The sequence below is a fragment of the Denitrobacterium sp. genome, assembly GCF_056180635.1.
Genome location: NZ_JAZZJS010000091.1, coordinates 23,854 through 50,759 on the forward strand (window position 1 = coordinate 23,854; position 26,906 = coordinate 50,759).

Genomic DNA, 26,906 nt, shown 5'->3' on the forward strand with positions numbered 1-26,906 from the left:
GCCCACCAAGGATCCCTACGATGCAGCCAACGGCGTGTACTCGGTATGGGGCAGCCCCACCGCCTATTACGCGGTGTTCACGGCTCATGGCTTCACGGTGAGCTTCAACGTCAATGGCGGCACGGGTGCGCTCGATGACATCGCATTCGTCTACGACGTCGAGCAGCCGCTTCCCACCGCTGCTGCGGGTGGCATCACGCGCGCTGGCTACACGTTCGGCGGCTGGACCACCGGCGCCGATGGCTCTGGTACCCTGTACACCGACGGGCAGTCCGTGAAGAACCTCACGGGCGCGTCGGGTGGCAAGGTCACGCTGTACGCGTATTGGGAGGTCGCGGCTTACACGCTTACCATCGATGGCAACGGCGGTTCGTACAACACCTCTTCCGCTTACTCCGCGAACCTCAAGCCCAATGGCACGCTCCAGTTCCCGCTGAACGCGTTCGCTACCATGCACCTGCCCGCTGCAAACGCATTCCTGCGCACCGGCTACGTGCTCGATGGCTGGTCGGAGCTTGCCGAGGGTGCGGTCACGTACGTCCCGGGTGCAACCTACACGATGCCCACGGGCAACGCGACGCTCTATGCGCATTGGAAGCCCATCACCTACACGGTGAGCTTCAGCCCGAACTGCGACGACTCGACGGGCTCCATGGCGAGCGTCACCTATACCTACAACGTCGAGCAGGCGCTTCCCGCCAACGGATTCACGCGTAGCGGTTACCACTTCGCAGGTTGGAAGACGGCTACGGGCACCGTGGTCTACGGCGACCGCGCCTCGCTTTCCAACCTCACGACCCAGGCTGGCGCCGACGTGCTGCTGTATGCGCAGTGGACCCCGGTTGGCTATGCGGTGTCGTTCGGCACGAGCGACATGGGCAAGGGCACGGTGTCCGCTGACACCCTCACGGTGCTCTACGGTTCCACGCCTTCCACGGCAGCCGTTACGGTGAATGCTGGCAGCGGCTACGCGCTCGACGTGTGGACCTACGTGATGACGCGCGATGGCGTGCAGGTGGCCACGGGCCATACGCCCAACCCGGCGCAGATCGTCATCCTGGGCGATACCGTCTTCACCGCCCAGTGGACGCAGGTGCTTTCCGTGACGTTCCTTCCGGGCGAGCACGGCGATTGGGCGTATCGCGATGAAGGCACCTATTACGAGAGCAAGACGTCTGGCATGGAAGTCACGTTCTCGGGCCCGGTTGAGGGCGGCGCGCCGCGTTCGGCCGTGGATGCCGACGGCGTGCGTTGGGTCTTCGTCGAGTGGATCGACGGTGACGGCAACGTCATGACGGGCCTTACCTACGCGTTTGGCGAGTCCAGCGTGGTCTACACCGCGCATTGGAAGCGCGACATCGAGGTTACCTACTCCTTCCTGGATGCCGACGACGTCGAGCGTGGCGGTTGGGCCGTGCCTGGCACGCCCAGCACCGATACGCAGGAGTACAACACTGCTTCCAGCAACAATTACACGCTGCGTGGAGCTTCCGACGTCGTGCGCGCTGGCTATCGCTTCGATGGCTGGGCGCTCGAGAAGGACGGCACCGTGAGCTTCGCCCCCGGCGAGGTAATCGAGCTGTTCGCCGCGAACACCACGCTGTACGCGCGCTGGACCCAGCTGCGCTACACCGTGATCTACGATACGGGCGAGGGCACGTACGTTCCCACACGTTACGACGTCACGTGGGATAGCAGCGACGTCGTTCCCGTGGATGACCCCGAGCATGTGGGCTACTACTTCATCGGCTGGTACTACTCCAACGAGTTCGACCAAAGCGACCTCTCGAAGTACCGTGCGCATGAGGGCGACACGTTCGCCATGCTGGCCGAGGCCTTGGGATATGCGGATGACGAAATCACGACCCTCATTCTGTACGCGTGGTTCACGCCCGAAGAGGCCGTGCTGCATTACGCGGTTAAGGAAGGCAGTGGCACCATCGAGCCCGATTCCGAAAAGGTCAATGCTGGCGACGGCAAGCCGCTTGGCGCCACCGCGAGCGCGCGTGCTGGCTACAGGTTCGCCGGCTGGCGCGACGCTTCCGGCGCGTTGGTGAGCCGCTATGCGGTATTCGCTCCCACCAAGGGCGCGGATGACGTCTGGTTCACGGGTACCACCTGGTACGCATACTTCGAGCCCATCAACTACACCATCGTCTTCAACGGCAATGGCGCCGATAGCGTGTCGGCGGGCATCCAGCCGCTTGATGCCACCTATAACGAGCCCATCGCCCTGACGCCGGTGACCGGCGGCTTCGAGCGCGAGGGTTACACCTTCAACGGCTGGAACACGTCCTCCACGGGCACGGGCACGAATTACGCCGACGCCGAGACGGTCATCAACCTGGCCAACGTTGACGGCACCGTCGTCGTGCTCTACGCGATGTGGAACGAAATCGGTCATACCGTCACGTACGACCCGAACAATACGGTTCGCGGTAGCGTGAACCAGCCGCCTTCAGGCGTGCTGTACAAGACCGGCGCCACGGTGACCACGGCGAGCTCGAGCGACACCACCAACCTCTGGCGCTATGGCTACGCGTTCGACGGTTGGGCGCTTTCGCCCAACGGCGCGAAGGTCTACGGTTTCGGCGATACCTTCACGATGCCCAACTATGACGTGGTTCTCTACGCGCACTGGACGCCCTACACCTACAAGGTGGAATTCCACGGCAACGTGTGGGATGCCTACTACGATACCTCCAGCGGCCTGCCCCAGAGCATCACCGTGGCCTATGGCGAGCAGGTGAACATCGCCAATCGCTTCAAGCGCGAGGGCAACCACTGGGTTGGCTGGATCATCGAGGGCGCTTCCGATAGCACGCTCACCAGCACCACGTCCCAGGGTTACATGGACAACCTGAATTACCACGACGGCGCGACCGTGCACTTCTATGCGGTTTGGGAAGCCGAGCGCGTGACGGTGACGTTCGCCAGCAGCGATATGACGAAGGGCACCATCGGCGGCAGCGATAGCCAGACCGTCTGGTATGGCGATAGGGCCGACTACGACAGCGTGGTCATCACGCCTGCGAACGATTACTTCCTCGCTGGCTGGACCGTCTACTACGAGAGCCAGGGCGGCACCGCCCAGCGCGACCTCACAATCGAGGAGGCCAAGGCCTGGACGGTCATCGGCCCCACGGTGTTCCTGGCGAAATGGGCTGCTGGCTACACGGTGAGCTACCTCAACGGCGAATATGGCACCTTCACCGAGGGCGACGAGGGCACGAGCTACTTTGGCCACGTGCAGCCCGGCGATGCGGTGCCCACGTTCGGTGGTTACCCCGCATCCAGCAATCCCGCCAAGACGTTCGGCGGCTGGGAGCTCGCCGACGCGGACGGCAATGGCACGGGAACCATCTACAAGCAGGTCGACCTTTCGCAGGTGCCCGGCCTGAAGGTCGATTCCCCGCTCGTATTCATCGCGCGCTGGGTCGACCTCGACTTCACCATCACGTTCGACGCGAACGAGCCCGTGGGCGCCGACGCCCATACGGGCAGCATGCCCGCTCAGGGCTTCGCCTACGGCTACGGCATGCAGCTCGCGCCGAATGCGTTCGCCGTGAATGGCTACACCTTCGCTGGCTGGAACACGCGTGCCGACGGCATGGGTGCCGACTACGCGGATATGCAGGCCATCACCCTTGCGAGCCCCACCGCTTCCTTCACGCTCTACGCGAAGTGGGTAGCCAACAGCTACACGCTGATCGTGGATGGCGGCGACGAGACGGGCGGCGCGCTTTCCGAGGGCACGGGCTTCACGCATGATACGCGTACCAGTGGATCGGTGGTGCAGGACATCTACACCGCTACCGTTACGTACGGTCAGCCCGTTTCGCAGGTCATCGGCGTTACCGAGAATGCTGGCTGGCGCCTGAAGGGCTGGAAGTGGACGAGCGTCAAGGATGACGGAACCGTTCTTTCGGGCACCATCACCTGGAACGGCACTGATGCCGATTACGGCCTGGCACAGCTCATTCCGTACGGCGCCTCTACTGCCACCGCGCTGTGGGAGCAGCTGGTGAACGTCGTGTACCGTCCCGGTGACCATGGCGATTTCGCCGAGCAGGTCATCTCCGGCCAGCGCGTGGGCTCTCCCGTTCCCGCGTTCTCGGGTGCGACCATCAACGTCGACGGCGTCGACCTGCCCAAGGGCACGGGCACCGAGCAGTGGCTGTTCGTGGGCTGGCGCGCGGGCGATGGCACCGTGTATAGCGCAAGCGACCTTTCCACGCTCAGCATTCCCGCGGGCGGCCTGGTGCTTACGGCCATGTGGACGGCTTGGTACCACACCATCACGTTCGACGGCAACAGTGGCACGATCGACGGCAGCGTGACCAACCCGCTCACGCGCCGCACTGGCTCGACCGTGGTGCTGCCCGCGTCTTCCGACGTGACACGCGCCGGTTACGTGCTCGATGGCTGGGCGCTTACCGCCGATGGTAGCGTTGCCTATGCGGCGGGCGCATCCATCGCGATGCCCACCACCAACATCACGCTGTTCGCGCATTGGGCGCAGGACGCCGTGCAGATCAATTACGAAGTGCGCACGATTGGCAGCTGGTCGTACGGCAAGCTGGAAGGCCCCGAAGGCGCCACGGGTCTTACCTGGACCGATGGCACCGTTACCGACCCGCGTAACTACTACGTGCCGTCGTTCAGCGATACCTACACCGTGCATCAGGGCGCAAGCCAGTGGGTGAGCTCCATCTACGGCGAAGTCCTGGTGTGGGACGACGTGAACAAGGTGTACGTCCAGACGGGCGTTGGCTATCCCTACACCATCACGGCCACGCCGTTTACGGGTTACACGTTCCTCTACTGGGTCGACGCGAACGGCAACATCGTCTCCAGGGATGCCGCCTGGCGCGTGTCGCCTAGCAGCGAAGACGCTCGCTACCATACGGCCACGTACTACGCGGTATTCGCGGAGGACGGCAAGGTGACGTTCACCTACGCGGTAGAGAATTCCCAGACCGCTTGGGTCAACCGCTCCACCGAAAGCGTGAACCCGCTTTCCGGTACGCCCGCGGGCAGCGAGGGCCATATCTCCCAGGGCTACACCATTCTGGGCTGGTATGACGAAACGGGCGCGCTCGTTTCCACCGAGCTCTCCTTCGTGCCCACGCGCAACGCGACCACTGGTCTGTTCGAGGCACATACGTACACGCTGAAGACTCAGCCCGCCACCAACACGGGTTACGTCATCAGGCATCTCTTCCAGGATTCCGACGGCTCGTTCGCCCAGGTTTCCGGCTATGGCGACATGAACGCCACGGGCACGACCGGCTGGACCGTAACCGTGGTTGCCGACGGCACGAACTACGTGGTCGCGAATTCCGCTGACTCTACGGTATGGACGCCTTCTGGCCAGAGCACCGTGCTCTACAGCCGTTCCGGCTGGACGTATTCGCCCACGCTTTCCGCCTCCAGCGCCACCGGCGTCATTGCGGCGGATGGCACGCTCGTGCTCACCCTGTATTACGTGAGCAACGACAACCTGGTTACCATCGTGTACCAGGCTGGCACGGGCGGAACGGTTACCCCCGGTTCCGAGACGCTCACCTCGGTGAACGATGACAATGCCCAGGGCGCCACGGCAACGGCGCTTCCCGGCTACTACTTCGTGGGCTGGCAGAACGCCGCCGGCGTGACGGTTGGCTCCACCGAAGCATGGGCTCCCACCTTCAGTGGCCTGGGCATTACGGAATGGCAGCAGGTGCAGGCGTTCACCGCCATCTTTGCCGAGCTTGGCGACGTGACGATTTCGTACACGGCTGGCACCGGCGGCACCGTGAACAAGTCGAGCGAGACCGTTGCCCCGGCGTCGGGCACGCCCACTGGTGCGCTGGCGACCGCGGCCGATGGCTACGAATTCCTCTACTGGATTGATGCGGCCACCAAGCAGATCGTGCTCTACGCCGATGGCAGCCGCGCCCCCGAACATATCACGCCGCAGAAGAACCCGGTTACCGGCGTCTTCGAGCCCATTACCTACCAGGCCGTATTCGGAGCGCTTTCCGATGTGGCCTACACGGTCGAGCATTACAAGGTTGACGGCGAGGGCAACGTGAGCGTGTACGCCACCGAGCATTTGACGGGCACCACCGGACGCCCCGTTACCGCGACGCCCATCGACACGAACACGACGCCTGGTTGGGAAGGCTACGCGTATTACGCCAATTACAAGGGCGAAGGCATTGGCGAGGTGGCCGAAGGCACCGTGGCTGGCGACGGCTCCACCGTGCTGCGCCTGTTCTACGTGGCCGGCGATACGGCCTACACCGTGCTGCGCTACCAGCTGAATGGCGACGGCACCATAACCGTCCTCGACCCGCTGGAGCTTACGGCTACCACCGATAGCCAGGTCACCGCGCCTACCAACGACATCCCCGTCGGCTATGTGGCGGTTGCCAACGGCGGCACCATCACGGGCAAGCTCGCGGGCGTTACCACCACCTACACCGCCGACCTCACGGGCACGGTTACCGGCTTCGTGCTGGCGGCTGATGGCACCACGATCGCGCACGGCTCTAAGCTCGTGCTGGTGCAGCTGTTCACCGCCGAGGAAGTAACCTACACCATCAAGTACTGGAAGATTCCGGGTCAGTATCACGATGTTGCCAATCCGCTGGCGTACGCCGAGCTGGTGCAGACCGACACGCCCACCGCTCTTACGGGTGCGAAGGTTACGGTGACGCCCATCACCATCGCTGGCTACACCTACGTGCCTCCCGAGACCAAGGAAGCCTATCCCAGCGTCATCGCGGGCACGGTTGCCGGCGACGGCAGCCTGGTGCTGAACCTGTACTACGAAGCCAATACCGGCCGCAAGCTGGTGCTGGTCGTGAACCCGGCCAATGCTTCGGGCGCCGAGTGGGCAAGCGGTTACGCGCACCTGGCTTCCACGAGCTACCGCAGCGACACCAAGACGTACCTGCCCACCGCCGTGAACGTCAACTACGCTGGCTACACGTTCCTGGGCTGGGATACCAATGAGGCCGCCACCAACGCGGTGTACAACCCGGGCGTCGAGTACACGGTTGGCACCGCCGCCGAAACGAAGCTGTACGCGGTATGGCGCGCCAACACCAATACGCCGTACAACGTCGTGCGCTTCCAGGTGAATGGCGATGGCTCCATCACGCAGCTCGATACGCTCTCGTATTGGGGCACCACCGGCACGAGCGTCACGCCCACGCCGGTCGTTCCCACGGGCTTCGAGCTGAACAGCAGCAAGGAAATCACCTTCAACGGCGTCACGTACCGCACGATCGAGACCGGCACCATCGCCGGTGACGGCTCCCTCGAGTTGGTGCATGTGTTCACGGCCAGGGAAGTGGCCTACAAGATTTACGTGTACACGCTCGATGGCGATGGCACGCTTTCGGTGTACGACTCCGTGAACACCACCGCGGCTACCGGCACGCAGATCGTTGCCGATGCCGCTGCGGGCGCCGTGGCTCCCACGGGGTACGTCTACTACAACCTCACCACCAATCTGCCGGCCGGGTACGAGTACCTGGGCCACCTGGTTGCGGTAACGAGCCAGAGTGGCAGGTCGTTTACCTCCGTCGCGCGCGGCACGGTTACCGGCGACGGCAATCTGGTACTGGAAATCTACCTGCACGCAATTGTCTACGAACTCACCTATGCGCCTGGCAGCGGCACCTGGACGGGTGCTGGCGACAGCTCGCCCGAGACGCAGTATGGCTACACGGTAACCCCGCTCCCCGTGGCCAACGACGTAACGCGTTCCGGCTATACGCTGGTTGGCTGGACGACGAGCGCGCAGGTTGACGTGAGCTACGTGAGCTCGCGCACTGGCGGCAACGTGAACGCCACCGTGACCACGAACACGGCTGTGGGCGACGAGGCCATCGCGCTTTACGCACTGCTTTCCGGCGACGCTGCCACGTATGGCTTCTACGCGGTGGGCGGCCAGTTCACGATGCCCCATGCCGACACCACGCTCTACGCGGTGTGGATGCCCAACCTGGTGAATTACACCATTTACCGTTACGCGCTCAACGCCGACAAGACGGCCGCTTCCAGCACGCTCACGCAGGAAACGCGTACCGCGCGCGTCGATACCTGGACGAGCGCCATGGCTACCGACACCACCTGGAGCGGCTACCATTACTATGAGAACAACACCACCGACCCGTTCACGCTGAACGTCACGCAGATTCAGGTGAATGCGGCCGGCACGGGCTCCGACGCCCTGAAGCTCTACTTCACGCAGGACGCCGATACGGCCTATACCGTCATGTACTGGAAGATCACCGGCAACGGCACGCGCGAGGCGCTGAACGTCGTCTACGATTCCACGACCGGAACCTGGGGCAACGCGCTCGTGCGCACGGGCTACGCCGACACGACGGTGAACGTTTCCGAAGATGGCACGAACACCGCGACGTACTACTATGACAACCAGGTGGTTCCCGACGATTCCTCCACGTACAACACGCTGGGCTACAAGTTCAGCAAGAGCTACAACGACGGCACGTACGCCACGCGTTACGAGGGAATCGTTAATGCAGCCGGCACGCTGGTGCTGAACCTCTATTACGAGGCCATGTCGCGTTCGCTCGTGTACGATTTGGGCACCGACGGCCAGTGGACCGACGGCGACAAGACGCCCACGCCCGGCCCGAACTCCGAAGCCGTGATCACGCTCGCTGGCAGCGACGACGTGTACCGCTACGGCTACGCGTTCGTTGGCTGGTCGCGCACCTCGGGCGCCACGTCGGCCGATGACGACCTGCTCGCCACGGGCACGCTTTCCTTCACGATGCCCACCGCCGCAGTCACCACGCTCTATGCGGTGTGGGCGCCGGCCGATTCCACGTACGTCGTGGAATACTGGAAGCTGCGCGGCGACGGCACGCTCGAGCATGTGACCTCCGAAGATGCGGTGGCCACCGGTACCACTGGCACCGTGGCCAACGTGAAGTCGCCCATCGACTACACGGCGCACGTCATCGCGGGTTACGAGTACGCTTCGAGCATCTCCTACAACGGCGAGACGCTGTACTCCTACGGCGAGACGGGCAACACCGACGACGGCACCATCACCGGCCATGCCGCCAACGCCACTGCGGGCGTGCTGCATGTGAAGCTGTACTACACGGCTGCGAGCACCGCCTACACGGTGGAGCGCTGGGTGGTTTCGGGCGATGGCACGCTGCTTCCCGTGAAGGCCGACGGCACGGTCGATTACAGTTGGAACGGCACCGACGACGTGAGCTCCTACTGGATCTCGCATTCCAGCTACACCGATGCCAATGCTAACGCGCAGGCTAACAACGATTCCGCGGCTCTTGGCTGGGATGCTGCCACGCATACCTATTACACGGCCGACGACGTGGCCATCACCGGTTTCGAGTTCGCGCCTCACGGCACGTACGTCGAGAAGGGCGACGCGGCCGAGACCAAGTACTACACCGTGGCCATCGGCACCATTTCGGCCGTGGGCGACCCGCTCGTGCTGAAGCTGTACTACAGGGCCATCAGCATGCGCCTCACGTTCGACAAGGGCACGGGCGAAGCGTACTCCTGGTATCCGAACGAAGATCCTTCCGCCGACCATATGGCTGGCGACGCCGTGACGCTGCCCACCGCCGGTCAAACCCGCCGCACGGGCTACACGCTGCGCGGCTGGGTGCAGCTGCCCACCGCGGCCAACGCCGACGACTACACGATTGACATCACCTACGGTGGACAGACGCGCACCTTCAAGGCATCCGACATCACCTCGCTCGCTGGCAACTGGGCCATCGAGTTCCTGAAGCTCGTCCAGAGCGATGCGAGTGGCCAGTACCTGGTGTTTACCTACGCTGGCGCTACCGTGAACCTGCCGTACTACACGGCGGCATCGGTGATCAGCATGCCTACCGTTCCCACCACGATGTACGCTGCGTGGGAGCCGAACCAGAACACCGCCTACGTCGTCGAGTTCTACAAGCATAGGGGCGACGGCGCGATGGTGAAGGCCGACACGCAGACGTTCTACGGCTACACCGACACCACGGCGACGTTCGACCCGGCCAACGCCTCGGGCAAGTACGCTGGCTACCACCAGTACACCACCTCGCCCGACGAAGAGGGCTACAAGCTCGATGCCGACGGCTACGTGCTCGATACCACGGGTGCGCGCATCACCGATGGCACCAACCCCTACCAGCAGATTCTGGAGGGCAACATCTCCGCCACCACCACGTTGGCCCTGAAGCTCTTCTACGAGGCCGACCTGGTGCACTACGTGGTGCGTTGGTACAAGTGGACCGGCGCCGAAACGCTCGTGCGCGAGTACGAGGAAGTGCGCAGCGGCAAGGTCGATGGCCAGGTGAGCGTGCTCGATTCCGATAAGTACCTCACCAAGGACACCACGAAGGGCTATGACTTCACGTCCTACGCGTGGAGCTCGACGTTCACGTACACCGACGAGGCGGGCGTGACTTCGAAGAACATCCTTTCCGACACCGTGGGCACCACGCCTCTGGGCTCGGTTTCCGTGAGCGGCACCGACGTCGATTACTACACCGAGCTGGCCCTGTACTACGTGTCCCAGGAAATCACGCTCACGCTGGAAATCGGCGCGGGCAGCTGGTACAACCCGTCGTACGCTTCGCAGAACGTGCGCGCCGACTACCCGAACTACCCGCTTCCCGGCTCCGACGTGGTCGACCGCAGCGGCTATCAGTTCATGGGCTGGACAGCGGTGTCCGACTACACGTTCGCGAACGACGCAGCTCATTACGCAGGCGAAACGTACACGGTGAACACTGCGGAAGGCAGCGTCTCCCGCGCGATCTACGAGGCCCTGAACGCGGCTGGCGCCATTATCACCGGCACCTTCAACCTGGGCACGGAAGACACGACGCTCTACGCCGTGTGGTATGCGCTCGACAGCACCACCTACACCGTGCGTCACGTGCGCATCGATGGCAATGGCAACGAGAAGACGGTTATCGTCGACACCTTCACGGGCATCACCGACGACACCGCCGTTGCGGAAGTCTACACGTCCACTTCGGGCACCACCGCCGCTAACTATCCGTCCTTCGTGGGCTGGACGTACGACGACGTAGTTACCGTTGGTAGCGTTACCAAGACCAGCGGCAACAACCAGACGGGCACGTGGGCTCCTGGCACCGGCAAAATCGTGGCCAGCAACCCGAAGCTGATCATCACGCTCTACTATGCGCCGAACGGCTACACGTTCACGCTGGATGCGGGCACAGAATGGTCTACGCTTCCCGCAACCTGGACCGATGGTACCGTGGGCAACAAGGTCGACACCGACCACGCCACCGAATACAAGACCACGCTTCCCGGCGCCAACGCGGTCGATCGCCCCGGCTACACGCTGGTTGGCTGGACCACCGATGCTGGCGCGAAGGACCCCGAGCGCTCCGGCCAGGCGGCGATTACCTACGCCGACAGCCTGGGCGACCTGCTGCTCGCCCCGGGTTCCGAATACGTGTTCCCGGCTAACGCGCTCGATGCCATCACGCTCTACGCGGTGTACAAGCCCATTACCACCGCCTACACGGTGGAGCATTACAAGGTAGTGAAGGATGCTGCGGGCAACATCGTCATCACGAAGGTGAACACCGACAATCTCAGCGGCATCACCGACACCACCGCCACGGCAACGCCGCATAACGTGAACAGCGAATCCGCTTGGGCGGGCTACACGCTGGTGGGCGACGGCTCCTCCATCTACGGCTTCACGGATGCCGACCTCGCTGGCTATATCGTCACGGTTGGCGGCGTCGTCGATGGCACGCCCACCGCAACGGCCTACACCACGCATCTCACGGGCAACATCAGCGAGGCCAACCCGCTCGTGCTGAAGCTCTTCTACGTGGCTAACGACACGACGGCATTCGTCGTCGAGCGCTGGTACCTCGATCCCACGGGTCAGTACACCACCAAGATCGCCACCGATGTGGTTGGCACGGCCACCACCGATACCACGATCACGCTCAGCGCCGAGGGCGACATCACCACCGGCGCCCATACGGGCTACTCGATTACGGGTGGCTATGCGGTCATCGCCGGCTACAAGATGAAGAACGACCTGACGGTTGGCACGTACAGCACGGCCTACGCCACCGCCGCCACCATCACGGTGAAGATCGCCGGCAACGGCACGTCCAAGTTCGTGCTCCTCTACACGCCGGACGTGGCGACGTTCAAGGTGGAGTACTGGAAGTACACGGGCGACCAGAGGATCGAGGCCCTCGATGCGTTCACGGTGAACGGGTCGAAGACCAATACGATCACGGTTTCCGGCGCGGACATCCTCACGAGCTACACGGCCATTGTGAACAGGGGCCAGAGCGAGGTTGCTGGCGACGGCACCGGTTCCGTGTACCGTCACCTGAACTACGCGGCAGGCGAGAGCTGGGCTCCTTCGGGCAACTACACCATCGACTACAGCGCCTTCACCGGCTACACCTTCAACGCGAGCTTCAACAAGACCGGCTCGAACGGCATCGCGAAGGCGACCGTGTTCACGGGCGTCATCGCCGCCGATGGCAGTCTGACGCTGATTCTGGTGTACGAGGCCGACAACCTCACGCTCGACTTCGACCTGGGCACGTACGGCAGCAAGTCGACGGCTTCCACGTACTCGATGCCCTCCACCGTGAAGGCCGAGAGCACCGTGACGCTTCCCGTGGCCTCTGACGTCACGCGCGATGGCTACACGCTGGCCGGCTGGACGACCGAATCGAGCTTCACGTTCGCGAGCGGCACCTACAGCGGCGAGACCGTTACCGTGGCCGACGCCAAGGGCTATCGCGCCAACGCGCTGAAGGACGCCCTGGCCGCCGCTGGCCTGCTGTACACCACGACGTTCCCGATGGGCGTGGAGAACGACACGCTCTATGCCGTGTGGATCACCACCAACGACACCGATTACTCCGTGGCCGTGTATCGCATCAAGGGCGACGGCACCATGGAATACACGGGCACGAAGGTCTACCATGACGGCGTTGCCGACGAGTCGGTTTCCCCGGCCCAGAGCCCCGTGGGCACCTACGATGGCTCGCTTACCGGCGCGAACCTCGAAGCTGACACCTACAAGGTGCTCGGTTACACCTGGGTGGCGCCTGGCACCAACGTTGGCAACTACGGCACGGGCATGCCCTTCGAAACCGATGGCACCGCAATCGTGGCGGCCGACGGCAGCACCGTCCTCAACTTCATCTTCACCGCGACGGAAGTCACGTACTACGTAGCGCGTTACCGCGTTGACGGTGATGGCAGGACCTACCTGGTCGATGCCAACGGCGTTGATGTGATTCACAACGGAAGCACCGTCACGAAGGACGATGTTGACGCCGACCTCGATACCTACAAGGGCTACCTGATTTCCTACACGGGCTACGCCGATGCCGCGGTTAACGTGGTCGCGGGCGTGTCCTGGGTGTACGACACCAGCGCGACGCCTTACACCTACAAGAGCGACGACAACCAGGACAACGTCGACGTTCAGGGCGGCACGCCGAACGCGACGTACAATCCCACCTACGAGGGCACCACGGTCACGGGCTCCATCGAGCGCGACGGCTCGGCAGTGTTCAGCATGTTCTACCTGCCCAGCACCTTCACCGTGAAGATCATGCCCAATAGCGGCACCTGGGCTACCTCGGGCGCCTATGCGGGCGATGGCAAGCTCACCTTCGCCGACGATGTGTGGCAGGGACGCCTGTCTTCCGGCACGTCGCTCGTGATGCCCACCAAGACGCAGCTCACGCGTGCGGGCTACGAGCTCGACGGCTTCACCACCGAAATCGGCGGCGACGTCGTGGTGGCTGCCGGCGGCACGTACTCCACGCCCATCGGCGCCATCACCCTCTACGCGCATTGGAAGGCGCTGCCCAGCTACTACAAGGTCAATCATGTGAAGATCCACGGCGACGGCACCACCGAGGTCGTGTGGAGCTATCGCACCACGGGCGATACCGGCACCACCGCGCAGGAGGCTGCGAAGCCCGCCAATGACACGACTCTGGCGGCTAGGGACCAGGAGAGCGGCACGAAGGTCTTCAACTGGAACGGCTACGACTTCCTGGCCGATACCGCCTCGTTTACCTACAAGGACAACAACGGCGTGCTGCACACGGTTACCACGATCCAGAACGCGGAAATCACCGCCGATGGCTCGCTCGTGCTGAACCTGTACTACACGCCGCGTTCCGACACGACGTACTTCGTCGAGCGTTGGCTGCTGAATGGCGATGGCACGCTTTCGCCGCTCGATGCCAACGGCAACGTGATGCGCGATGCGAATGGCGCTCTCATCGTGACCACGCCCGAGGCGGTGGCTGCCGATCCTACGCTGTGGGAGACCTACCGCAAGCAGCACACCGGCCGCACCGACGCCATGGCGTATGCCGATGGCGTGGTTCCCGAAGGCGCGAGCCAGGGTGCCGTTCCCTCTACCGAGGAGCTTGGCTACAACCTGGTGAACGACGCGATCGCCATCGAGGGCTATACATACCTGGGCCACGACCAGAGCTACACCATCGAGGGCAAGACCGTTACCACCACCTCGCGTGGCAATGTGAACGGCGACGGCACGCTGCTTCTGCGCCTGTACTACCGCGCCAATACGCTCGTGCTCACCTACGAGTCTGGCTCGCTTTCTCCCAACGGCACGTTCACGCAGAACCATGCCGCCGACGACACCTTCGCGCTGCCCACGGCGGGCCAGGTCACGCGCACGGGCTACGAGCTGGTTGGCTGGACCACGTATCAGAGCGTCACCGTGAATGGCGAGACGATTGACGTGAATGAGGCTACCGGCAAGAACGCCTTCGACATCATCACGTACCTGAATGGCCAGAACGCGCTCATCACGGGCACGTACAACAAGGTCTTCTTCCTGGATGGCGCGACGTACCTGATGCCCACCACCGCGCGCACGCTCTACGCCGTGTGGAGCCCCATCCTGATTGACTACACCATCGTGGTGAAGAAGGTAACGGGCGAGGGCGACGTCGTGGAAGTTTCCTCGAACGTCTACCAGACCTGGGCTGACACGATTGTCCATGCCGACAGCGCCCCCGTAAGCGGAGCGGATGAATATGGCTATCTGAACAGCACGGGCGTCACGAGCCGCGACGGCGCTGCGGATGCGACCCCGTCTATCGCGAACGCCATTACCGGCTACACCTATCTGGCCCATGGCCTGAATGCCTACGGCGTGACTGGCTGGAACGTCACCATCAATGGCGGCGACGTTACCACGTACGCATGGGATTACGTCGGCTTCACCACCGGCGGCGTCACGTTCACGCTGTACTACCTGGCTAACGAGGTGCAGATCACGCTGAACACCGGCGCGGGTGCGTGGGATACCTCCACCGCCGCGGGTGCCAGCTGGAACGGCACCAACCCGAAGACCTTCCGCGTCGAGCAGGAAATTCAGCTGCCCGCCTACGATGCCGTTACGCGTGCTGGCTACACGCTGGTGGGCTGGGCGCGCAGCAGCGACGGCGCTTCGGCCACGGGCCGCAACTCGCAGACCGTTGCAAGCACGCTCGCGGGCGTCACGGGTGACGCGTTCTACGCGGGCGGCGCCCACTGGACGCTGGTCGCCACGTGGAACGGTAGCGCGTACGTGTATGCGACCGACATCGCCTACCTGGTGCCTTCCGCAAACCAGACGCTCTACGCCGTGTGGCGCGCCAACGACGACACTACCTACTACGTCGACCATGTGCGCATCGACGGCACGGGCGCCGTGAAGGGGACCATCACCGATACCCTCACCGGCATTACCGACGAGGTCTACCCGTTGACCCCGTACACGAGCGCGTCTGGCGTGAACTCCGCCAACTACCCGGCCTTCGTGGGCTACACCTTCAACGCGAACTTCAGGGATGCGCTTGGCGTGCAGCGCACGAGCACGCTCACGCCCACCGCCACCATCACGGGCGATGGAACGATGCGCTACACGTTGTACTATCGAGCCGACGACCTGACGCTCGAGCTCGATGCGGGTGCGGGTGCTTGGGGTGCCGTCGACTACAGCTCGACGACGCATCAGACCGAGTCGACCTTCAACCTGCCCACCAATTCCGACGTCACGCGCGCTGGCTACACGCTGGTGGGCTGGAGCACCGATCCTTCGGGTAAGGCCGCGACGGCCGATAGCTCCCAGAGCATTGCCGACGCCCTGGCGCTGATCACGGGCAACACCCCGCAGAACGGCGGAGCGAACTACACGCGCGTGGCCACCACGCCCGACGGCATCACCTACACGTTCTACACGCCGGGCTACACCATGCCCACCACGAGCCAGAAGCTCTACGCGGTATGGCGCGCCAACAACAACAGCCTGAACTTCGTCGCAGGCACCTACGCGTCGCCCGAGGGCGATCAGGGCACCTCGGCGCTGCATTCTACCGATTCGCAGTTCGCGCTGCCCACGGGCGATAACTTCACGCGCCCGGGCTACACGCTGGTTGGCTGGACGACGTATCCGACCTACAACGGCTCCTCGGTTAACGAGAGCACGGGCGTCGAATCGCAGAACATGGCCGACGCCATCGACGACGTGACGGGTGGCACGGCTGCTGGTGGCGCGTACTTCACGCTGGCCAACGGCACGGCGCTCTACCAGATGCCCACGAACCGCAGCGTCACGCTCTACGCCGTGTGGCGTGCCAACAGCGATACCGAATACTACGTCTATCGCTACAAGGTAACCGGCGATGGCGTGCTCGTTCCCATCGACGAGAATGGCAACGAGGTCAGCGAGGAGTCGGGCCTGAACAGGATCGTTCATGTGGGCGTGACCGACGAGCATGCCGACGCCGAGGGCAACGACGATGTGCCCAATGCTCACGTGACGCACGACAACACCAACGTCGCCGGCTACACGTATCTGCCGCATGGCACGAGCGTTACCGACGCCGAGGGCGAACCGTATACCACCAGTTCTTCCGGCAGCATCTCGGGCGAGCTTGGAAACCCGCTGGAGCTGTTCCTGTACTACTCCGCTAACGAGAACACGCTGCGCCTCGAGCTGGGCGGCACCACCGACGCTCCCGCAAGCTGGAAGTCTGGCAGCGAGGGCAAGGCCGTAACCCCGCATACCACGCAGAGCACCACGGTGCTTCCCACCAATGATGACGTGCTGCGTCCCGGCTATACGCTGGTGGGCTGGGCTACCGACGCCGCTGGTTCCACCGCCGAGGGCCTGAACTCCCAGGAAACGGCCAACAGGCTTGCTTCCGCAACGGGCAACGATTTCGCTCATGGCGGCGCCAACTGGACGCTCGTGGCTACGTGGGATCCCGTGAGCAAGTCGTACGTCTTCCGTGATGCTGATGCCATCGAGTACCTGATGCCCACCAACGCCGAGCGCGTGCTCTACGCCGTGTGGCGTGCCAACGATGATACTCCGTACACCGTGAACCGCTACTACGTGGACGGCAATGGCGTGGTGCATCCCATCGAAACGCTGACGCATACCGGCGTGACGGGCGAAGTCGCTATTGCCGACGTTGCCGCGCTCGATCCGACTAAGCCGTGGTATACGCAGGACAATGACAGCATCACCGGTTACGAGTACCTGACCAATGGCACGACGCGCACCATTTCCCATGTCGACGATTCGGTTGCCGCGGCGGCCAGCACCACCGTCACCACCGTCTCGCGCCTGAAGATCAAGCTGGCGGCCGACGGCAGCATCCTCACGGTGCTCGACCTGTACTACGCGCCCGTCACCAAGACGATTACGTTCGACGCGGGTAGCGGCACCTGGGCGGCTGGCGGCAACAAGAGCGGCGAATACGGCACCGACGAGGAATTCCTCACGCCCGATGCCGGCGACCTCAGCCGTACCGGCTACGAATTCATCGGCTGGTCCGCCGAGCCCACGGTAACGCCTGCCGGCGGCAGCCCCATCGCCGTGCACACGAGCACGGGCGATAACTCGCGCACCGCCGCCGACCTGGCTGTTGACCTGGTATACACCGATGCTAAGGCGGCCGAATTCGGCGTGGCCTACACCGCGAAGGGTGGCGCGTACCTCGTTCCCACCACGAACCAGAACATCACGCTGTACGCGGTGTGGAAGGCAATCGTCAATACCATTACCTACGAGGGTGGTTCCGGTACGTGGGCTGACGGCTTCGACACCAGCGTCGACTACGCAACCGACGAAGTGTACAACCTGCCCACCGGCTCCAACATCACGCGCGAAGGCTACACGCTCGTGGGCTGGACCACCGAACCCACGGTTACGCCTGCTGGCGGAACTGCCATTTCGGTGAACACCAGCACGGGCGAGGATTCCCGTACCGCCGCAACGCTGGCTCAGGCGCTGAATTCCGATAGCACGCTCGCCCCGAACTTCGGCGCACGTGGCGTTGCCTTCACCGCCCAGGGTGCTGCCTTCACGGTTCCCACCAACGAAAACGTCACGCTGTACGCGGTGTGGCGCGCCAACGACGTCACCTACACCGTTGAATATTGGATCATTCTGGAAGACGGCACCGCCGTTCAGATGAAGCTCGGCCCCGACGGCAAGACGCCTGTGGTCGACCGCGATGCCAATGGCCTGGTGGTGCGCACGCATAGCGGCACGTATGCCACTGACAATCGCGTCACGTATACGCAGGGCGTGCCGCACGAGACGGCGCTGGCCGACTTCACAGGCACCGATTCGCTGCCTTACACCAACAACGACATCAAGAACGTCGCCGGTTACCAGTACATCGCCCACGGCCAGAGCTACCTGGGCTTCACCACGGTGGCCCAGGGCGAGATTCTGGCCGACGGCAGCCTGCACCTGGTGCTCTACTACAAGCCCGCCATGCAGCCCGACGGATCCTTCACCAATGAGCTCGAGCTCGTGGGTGGCAGCGATTCCAGCTGGGCTGGCAGCAAGACCTACCATTACTCGAGCGATTCCTCGCACGTGCTGCCCAACGGTACGGGCGCCGATGCCATCACGCGCGATGGCTACACGCTCGTTGGCTGGACCACGCAACCGACCGTTAACGTGTCTGGCGCCAGCGTATCGGTGACGGAATCCACCGGTTGGGCAAGCCGCAACGCCGCCGCCGTGGCCGCTGCCCTCGCGGGTCGCGCTTCCGATACGGGCGCTGTGTTCACCGCGGCTGATGGCACGTACGTGATGCCCACCAACGCCAAGGTCACGCTCTACGCCGTGTGGCGCGCCAACACCGATACCCCGTACTACGTCGAGCGCTGGATCATCACCGGCGATGGCGTTGCCATTCCGCTGAAGGCCGACGGAACCATCGACCGCGACGCTTCCAATAACGTCGTTTCGCATGACGCCGCATGGGCGGTTACCCAGCGCGTTGCCTACACCGGCACCACCGACGAGGAAGCCTGGGCCGACGCGCTTGACTCCACGGTCACGTACCGCCATGCCGACAACATCGCGGTCGAGGGTTACGCGTACGTCACGCGCGGCAATAGCTACCTGGGCTACACCACGGTCGCGCGCCACAATCTCGACGGTGACGGCAACATGGTGCTCGTGCTCTACTACAAGCCCGTCGACGTTGCCATTACGCTCGTTCCCGGCAGCGGCACTTGGAATGCGGGAGATACCTGGTCGGGTACGTACAAGACCGACGAGACCTTCGCGCTTCCCGGCAATGGCGATATGACGCGCACCGGCTACACGCTGGTTGGCTGGACGACCATTCCCACGCAGGGTGGCGTGAACGTTGGCACGAGCGAGGGCATCCCGTCGCGCACCGCTGCCGATGCGGCTGCCGCGCTTACGGGTAACGCCACCACAACGGGCGCCGAATTCACCGCCGCAAACGGCACGTACACGGTGCCCAGCGCGACCCCCGTTACGCTCTACGCGGTCTGGAAGGCCAATGACGATACCCCGTACTACGTCGAGCGCTGGGTTATCACCGGCGACGGCGTGGCCGTTGCCCTGAACCAGGACGGCACGATTCCGTATGGCACCGACGGCAACCCCGTCACGCATGCGCCTGGCTCCGATTGGGTGGTCGCCAACCGCGTTGCCTACGCGGGCATCACGCATGAAGAGGCGTGGGCCGACGAGCTCGATGCGGCCACCACGTACCGCCATGCCGATAACATCACCATCGCCGGCTACACTTTCATCGCCGCTGGCACGGCTTACACCGCTCCCGATGGCACGGTGTACGAGTCGATTACGCGCATGGATATCGCTCCCGACGGAACCCTGGTGCTGAAGCTGTACTACGCGGCAGGCGACCTCACCACCTACGTCGTGAAGCATTGGCGCATTACCGGCGACGGCACCCTGAAGGAGGTCATCACCGATGCGATGATCCAGGGCGTCGACGCCACCGTTGGCCCGTCCGACACGCGCCATTACGCCACGATTCTCTCTGATGACGAGAGCGAGGCACGTGCGGGCTACGCCTATAACGAAGACTTCATCGGCTACGTGTTCGTGACTTCCGCCACTGACGCGGCTGGCAACACGTACACGAGCGTTACCGACGGCGACATCTACCACGATGGCAGCCTGGTGCTGAATCTGTACTACATCGCCAGGGACACCATCGAGCTCATCCTCGATCCGGGTGCTGGCACGTGGGTCGACCATTCCGCCAACGCCGATGGCGTCGAGCAGTCCGACGGCACGAAGAAGAGCCAGCATTCCAGCGAGTCCTCCTTCCGCCTGCCCGGCACGGCCGACGTGCACCGCGATGGCTATGACTTCATCGGCTGGTCGAACGTGCCCGACGGCTCGAGGACGATTGGAAACATCTCCGTTACCACGGCCGACGGTCTCGATGACGCTGCGGACAACTTCCATGGCGCGGGCATCGACACCAAGACGGGCATGGGCGGCTTCTCGACGGGTACCTGGCTGATCGTCTTCGCTGACAGCACCGCCGAGGGTGGCTACACGTACACCAACCCGACGCTGTACTTCATCACGCCCGACGGCATGTTCCTGATGCCCACCACCTCCACGACGCTCTACGCGATCTGGGCGGCACGTCACGACGTCGACTACGAGGTAAGCCATTACCTGGTCGACGTGAATGGCGTCGCGCATGAGGTGCTGGCCGACCAGGAGCATCCGAACCCGACTGCGGGCGCGGTTACCGACGAAGAGGTTTCCAGCACGGCGAAGCCCGATGGATACTATCCTGGCTACACCTACGTGCCCGGATACGCCAAGCTGCTGGTGGACGAAGAGGGCAACCCGATTCCAGATGAGCACGGCAACCCGCAGTACACGTTCGTGACCGATGCTGATGGCAACAACGTGGGCACGGGCCTGGATACCGCGAGCCTGGCGGGAGACGGCAGCACGCACCTGCGCTTCTTCTACGTGGCGAACACCGACACCAAGTACTACGTCGAGCGCTGGGTCATCGATGGCGATGGCAACCTGGTGCCCGTGGCCGCCGACGGCACGATTCCGCACGATGAGAACGGCGCAATCATCATCAACGACGAGGCGTGGGCAGAAACGCAGCGCATCGAGCATGAGGGCACCACCGACGACGAGGCGTGGGCCGACGAAGACGTCGAGGGCTACACGTACCGCAATGCCGACAACATCGCCATCCCCGGCTATGAGTACGTGCCTCATGGCGAGGTGGTTACCGACGCCGAGGGCAACGAGTACGTCACCGTGGCGCGCGCGATTATCGCCGGCGACGGCACGATGGTGCTTCGCCTGTACTACAAGGCCATCAGCAACGTGTTCACGCTCGACCCGAACAACGGCATCTGGACCGACCCCGAAGCCGAGCCGGCTGAGGAAGAGGAGATTCCCGAGGACGAGACGGTCGAGGAGAAGGCGGCACGCGAAGAGGGCGCGGCTATTGCCAAGGCTGGCGGCACGGTGCCCATCGATAGCGATTACCGCAAGCCCATCGTCACCGACCGCGACACCGACAGCGTGATTGAGCTGCCTACGGCCGACGACATCTCGCGCAATGGCTACACGCTCGCTGGCTGGGAAGACGAGGACGGCAGGGTTTGGGATCCCGGCTACCTCTACACGATTCCCGCCGAGGGCGGCACGCTCACGGCCGTGTGGGTGCCCAATACGTACCACATCACCTTCGACCCCAACGACGATGTTGCCGAGGGCAAGATGGACGACATCGAGTACGTCTACGGCGATGAGGGCTTCGAGCTTCCCGAGGAAGGCTTCACGCGTCGCAACGGCACGTTCCTGGGCTGGGCGCTCCATGAAGGCGCGACCGTTCCCGACTTCACGCCCGAGCAGCTTATGGAGGCGCTGCTCGAGTTCCAGAAGTCCGGCAAGCTGCCTTCCGATGCGTCCATCGACGACCCGAACACGGCGATGTTCCTGCTTGCGGCCATGGCTGGCGTCGACGGCGAGATCACGCTCTACGGCGTGTGGGACATTGAGACGCATACCGCATCCCTGGGTGGCAACGCTGGCGTCATCGGCCACGATGAGGACGGCAACCCGATTTACCAGGGCACCTACGACGGCGGCAACGTCACGCTCCACACGCGCGACATCGAGCCTGGCTTCACGATTTCGCGCGACGACGTGACCATCGACGTGCACGATGGCTGGTACCTGAAGGGTTGGTACGTGACGCGCGATGGCGTGACAACGTACTACGAGGACCCCGATGCCATCTTCAACATCCCGATGGATGCCGATACCATCTTCGAGCCCGTCTTCGGCAACTACGCCGCCGAGGCTGGCTATGCAGGATACGGAAACGGCGCCGGCGATGTGCTTCCGCGCACCGGCGATGCCGATTTCGCTTGGCTTGTCATTCTCGTGATTGGCGCGTTCGTGCTGATGTGCATCGCGCGCCGCAGAATCGCCCGAAGGGACGGGTGATCATTGCGACCGGTCGCGTTCGTGTCACCCATAGCGAACGAGGACCATATATTCAGTGGCGTCCGTCTCCCTTAACGGCCCCGGTGACGGACGCCACGCCCTTCCTTGTTGGGGAAGGGAGCACCTGAAGCCGTGGCGCCAGGTGCCTTGCCCGCATTATAAGGCCCCCAAGCCGCGGGTCGAGGCGCTTGGCGTCACGGCTTCCCTGCGTCAGGGCAAAAAAAGAAGCCCTTTCGGGCTTCCTCGCATTGGCCATATGGCTATGCTGCCAGCGCTAGTCTTCCGAAATCTCGGTGATGGCGCCCATGGGGCATTCTTCCAGGCATTCGCCGCAAGCGATGCAAGATTCCTCGTTGGCAACCTCTACAGCGCCGCCGTTTACCTCCAGAACGCCCTGGGGGCAAGCGTCTACGCAAATGCCGCAACCGATGCAATCATCCGTGCTAATAAGGGGACGTGCCATGATGGCCTCCTTCTAATCATAGGTCCCTAACCCATGCCTGCTTTCTCCATGCGCCCAAAATATCATGACTCTGCCTCATTGCAAGGCAATTTTGAAAAAAAGCCCTATGTGGCTTCGATTAATGGGGAAAAGGAACCGATTCGAATACATAGGGACATGCTGGGAAAACGCGCCTTCGAGTGGGGGAGCGTTCGCGCATTCGCGCTCTGTGGCGGAAAGGTTACGGAATGGTGGCGGCTCAACCCGCTATCAACCCACGTGCGTGTTCCCAAATCCACTTCGCCCAGGTCAGAGGGCATATAAAGATTTCTTACCGCTCGATTTTAGGAAATTTGACAGAGGGGCACTTAGATTTTATAGTGCCGATATGCAAAGAAAGCTTGCCAGCGTGCGCTTCGGCATCTTGCAAACTCGGGCCGGGCAGCGCAGCATGTAGGAAAGGAACAGCATTATGGCAAAGATCATCGGCATCGACTTGGGTACCACCAATTCGGCCATGGCCGTCATGGAGGGCTCCGAGCCCGAAATCCTGGTCAACGCCGAAGGCGATCGCACCACGCCTTCCGTGGTCGGCTTCCGCAAGGACGGCGAGCGCGTGGTTGGCAAGGCCGCCAAGAACCAGGCCGTAACCAACCCCGAGAACACCGTTTCCAGCGTGAAGCGCTTCATCGGCCGTAGCTTCAGCGAAACCGGCGAAGAGCAGAAGACCGTTTCCTACACCGTGAAGAACGGCAAGGATGGCCGCGCCGTCGTCGACATCGACAACAAGGACTACATGGCCGAGGAAATCTCCGCCATGGTTCTGCAGAAGCTGAAGAGCGACGCCGAAAAGCAGGTGGGCAGCCCCATCACGCAGGCCGTCATCACCGTTCCCGCGTACTTCAACGACGCTCAGCGCCAGGCCACCAAGGATGCTGGCAAGATCGCCGGTCTGGAAGTCATGCGCATCATCAACGAGCCCACGGCCGCTGCCCTGGCCTACGGCCTCGATAAGACGAACAAGGACGAAAAGGTCCTGGTATTCGACCTCGGCGGCGGCACGTTCGACGTGTCCGTGCTCGAGCTGGGCGACGGCGTGTTCGAGGTGTGCTCCACCGCTGGCGACAACCACCTGGGCGGCGACGACTGGGACCAGCGCATCATCGACTGGATGGCCGATAAGTTCCAGCAGGAAAACGGCATCGACCTCCGTGGCGACAAGATGGCCCTGCAGCGTCTGAAGGAAGCTGCCGAGAAGGCCAAGATCGAGCTTTCCAGCACCACGCAGACCAACATCAACCTGCCCTTCATCACGGCCGACGCAACCGGCCCGAAGCACCTCGACTACACGCTGACGCGCGCCGAGTTCGAGCGCATCACGCATGACCTGCTCGAGCGTTGCAAGCAGCCCGTCCAGCGCGCCCTCACCGACGCCGGCCTTTCCACTGGCGACGTGAACGAGGTTCTGCTGGTTGGCGGTTCTTCCCGCATGCCCGCCGTGCAGGAACTGGTGAAGACGATCACGGGCAAGCAGCCCAACATGAGCGTTAACCCCGACGAGGTAGTCGCCATGGGCGCTGCCGTTCAGGGCGGCGTTCTGGCTGGCGATGTCGAAGGCATCCTGCTGCTCGACGTCACGCCTCTGTCCCTGGGCGTCGAAACCATGGGTGGCGTCATGACCAAGATGATCGACCGCAACACCACCATCCCCACGCGCAAGACGGAAATCTACTCCACCGCCGCCGACAACCAGACGAGCGTTGAGATTCACGTCCTGCAGGGCGAGCGCGAAATGGCCGCCGACAACAAGACGCTCGGCAAGTTCCAGCTCTCCGGCATTCCCGCTGCCCGTCGCGGCATCCCGCAGATCGAGGTCACGTTCGACATCGACGCTAACGGCATCGTGAACGTTTCCGCAAAGGACCTGGGCACCGGCAAGCAGCAGCAGATCACCATCTCCGGCAGCACCGCGCTGTCCGACGACGAAGTCGATCGCATGGTGAAGGACGCCGAGAGCCATGCCGAGGAAGACGCCAAGCGCAAGGCCGAGGTAGAGGCTCGCAACAACTGCGACTCCCTGGTGAACGCCACCGAGCAGACGCTGCGCGACCTGGGCGACAAGGTTCCTGCCGACACCAAGAAGGCTGCGGAAGACGCCGTTGCCGAGGCCAAGACCGCCCTGGAAGGCACCGATGTGGAAGCCGTGAAGGCTGCAGCCGAGAAGCTGAAGCAGGCTGGCTACAAGCTCTCCGAGGTTGTGTACAGCCAGCAGCAGGCCGGTGCCGACGCCGCCGCGGGCGCTCAGGCAGCCGATGCCAGCAACGATGGCCCCATCGAGGCCGACTACGAGGTCGTCGACGACAACAAGAACGAAGGTAAGTAAACATGGAAGAAGCCAAGGACATGAATAGCGAGGTTACTCCCGAAGAGGAAACCTCAGCCTCTCAGCCCGAAGCTGCTTCCGTCCCGTCCGATTCCGAGGCTGCCGAAGCGGCCTCGGCGGACGCCCCCAACGAGGGTGCAGAGCCTTCCGCGGAGGATGCCCTGGCCGCAGCAAAAGCCGAGGCGGCCGACTGGCAGGATAAGTTCATGCGCCTGCACGCGGAATGGGATACCTACCGCCGCCGCATGAACGCGCAGCGCGAGGAAGAGAAGAAGCGTGCCTGCGAAGGCATCGTAAGCGGCCTCATCCCCGTGCTCGACGACTTCGAGCGCAGCATCGACTACGCCGTGAACAACGGCGAAGCGGGCCTGCTCGACGGCGTGCAGAAGGTGCACGCCAAGTTCGCCGACGTGCTCGCGAAGGCCGGCGTCGAGGTAATCGACCCGGTAGGCCAGGCGTTCAACGCCCTCGAGGCCCAGGCCGTGGCAACCGTCCCCAACGCCGACGTGCCCGACGAGACCGTGCAAGAGGTCTATCAGAAGGGCTACAAGATGGGCGTCAAGGTGATTAGGCCGGCCATGGTGACGGTGAGTACCGGCGGGCCTGCGCGCGAGAAGGAGTAATCCTCTCGTCCGCGGGGGTTGGTCCCGGGCCCTTCCGGGACGCCCCGCTCCGCTGCTCGCGGCGGAGCCGCTCGTGCGCTGCGCTGCTTCATGCTTTTACTTGCGCTTGGCTGAGCCAAGCGCGGGGGTTGGTGTTCAGAGGGTCCCGGAAGGGGCCGGGACCAACCCCCGCTACGAGCAGGGTCGCCCGGTTTCTCCCACGGCATCCTTGCCGGATGTGGGGGAACCCGGGGTCCGATCGGGAATCGGTGGACGGGCGCGGACGCTTCGCTGCGCGCCCTGATGTGATTGGGTTCCGCTCGCCGGGTCGGTGGCTCGTGGGACGGGCGGAAACGCTTCGCTGTCCGCCCTGCTGCGAGTGGATGCCGCTTGTGCGTTATCCACGGGCGAATGCGCATCGCTGTTCGCCCTGCTGCAACGGGGTACCGCTTGCGGAGGGGCTACTCACGGGCGCTCGCTTCGCTGCGCGCCCTGCTGCGAGTGGGCACCGCTCGCCGGGTCGGTGGCTCGTGGGACGGGCGCGGACGCTTCGCTGCGCGCCCTGATGTGATTGGGTTCCGCTCGCCGGGTCGGTGGCTCGTGGGACGGGCG

General features: G+C 63.4%; 4 protein-coding genes (1 of these 4 running past the window's edge). 3 read left to right on the forward strand and 1 reads right to left on the reverse strand.

Annotated elements, in window-relative coordinates; translation table 11 throughout:
• Positions 1 to 22,867 carry the 3' portion of a BspA family leucine-rich repeat surface protein gene (locus AC04P6_RS08695; RefSeq protein WP_475566232.1) on the forward strand. 22,670 nt of this gene lie to the left of the window's left edge, so the window shows 22,867 of its 45,537 coding nt (coding positions 22,671–45,537); its start codon lies beyond the left edge, outside the window; its stop codon occupies positions 22,865 to 22,867.
• 274 nt (positions 22,868 to 23,141) lie between these two features.
• On the opposite strand, the gene AC04P6_RS08700 is transcribed toward AC04P6_RS08695, so the two are convergent.
• Positions 23,142 to 23,330 carry a 4Fe-4S binding protein gene (locus AC04P6_RS08700; RefSeq protein ID WP_475566233.1) on the reverse strand — a complete coding sequence of 63 codons (189 nt, stop codon included), beginning with the start codon at positions 23,328 to 23,330 and terminating at the stop codon, positions 23,142 to 23,144.
• Between the two features lie 451 nt (positions 23,331 to 23,781).
• Here AC04P6_RS08700 and dnaK point away from each other — a divergent pair, with 451 nt between their 5' ends.
• Both dnaK and AC04P6_RS08710 read left to right on the forward strand, forming a co-directional pair.
• Positions 23,782 to 25,692, forward strand: a complete 1,911-nt coding sequence (gene dnaK, locus AC04P6_RS08705) for a molecular chaperone DnaK (RefSeq protein ID WP_475566234.1) — start codon at positions 23,782 to 23,784, stop codon at positions 25,690 to 25,692.
• 2 nt (positions 25,693 to 25,694) lie between these two features.
• Positions 25,695 to 26,315 (forward strand): nucleotide exchange factor GrpE, encoded by a 621-nt coding sequence (locus AC04P6_RS08710; RefSeq protein WP_475566235.1) that lies wholly within the window; start codon positions 25,695 to 25,697, stop codon positions 26,313 to 26,315.
• Positions 26,316 to 26,906 lie beyond the last annotated feature (591 nt).

Bases quoted from the DNA above. Each gene is read 5' to 3' on its own strand.
- AC04P6_RS08700 (WP_475566233.1), bottom strand. From the start codon at position 23,330: ATGGCACGTCCCCTTATTAGCACGGATGATTGCATCGGTTGCGGCATT.
- dnaK (WP_475566234.1), top strand. From the start codon at position 23,782: ATGGCAAAGATCATCGGCATCGACTTGGGTACCACCAATTCGGCCATG.
- AC04P6_RS08710 (WP_475566235.1), top strand. From the start codon at position 25,695: ATGGAAGAAGCCAAGGACATGAATAGCGAGGTTACTCCCGAAGAGGAA.